Source organism: Vibrio sp. 1978 (assembly GCF_033344345.1).
Map to the genome: position 1 here is coordinate 1 of NZ_JAWPOP010000541.1, position 665 is coordinate 665.

Sequence of the window (665 nt, forward strand, 5' to 3'; positions counted from 1 at the left end):
TTTTGCGCTATAAAATCGCGTCACTTTTTCTTCATCTCAATGAGCAATAGCCTATGAATCATCGTCACTACGGCAATTTTATGGCTGCGTTATCCTTCGTTATTTGGGGATTACTGCCGGTTTACTACCGTTTTCTTCCTAATGCTGCAATGGATGAGTTGCTGGCATGGCGCATTATTGGCTCGGTACCCGTAGGGATTCTTATCGTCTACGCGGTGACTCGTCATTGGCCAAATTGGTCGCAGGTGTGGCGAGATAAAAAGTCTCTTTGGTATACCTTTGTGGCAAGTAGCCTAATGTGTATTTCTTGGAGTGCATTTACGTGGGCGTTGACTCACCATCGAGTGATTGATGCAAGCTTGGGCTTTTTCATCGGGCCACTTGTGTCTGTCGCTTTAGGTGTATTTGTTTTGGGAGACAAGCTTTCTAAGGGGCAATTAATTGCAATATTGCTCGCAACTTGTGGCGTGTTATACCAAGTGTTCCAATACGGGCAGCTACCGTTTGTTGCCTTAACAATGGGGCTTTTCTTTGCGCTTTATGGACTCTACAAAAAGAAAATCAACTACGATTGGAGCACAACATTGTTTATTGAAGCGCTTGTTCTTGCGCCGTGTGCGTTGGGATATTTGCTGTTCAAACAATGGACGACAGGCGAGCTTGCT

General features: G+C 45.0%; 1 protein-coding gene. It reads left to right on the forward strand.

What is annotated here, in order from left to right:
• Nucleotides 1-53 precede the first annotated feature (53 nt).
• Nucleotides 54-665: EamA family transporter RarD (gene rarD / locus R8N49_RS27705; protein ID WP_318190527.1), on the forward strand; the 612-nt coding region annotated here is incomplete at its 3' end.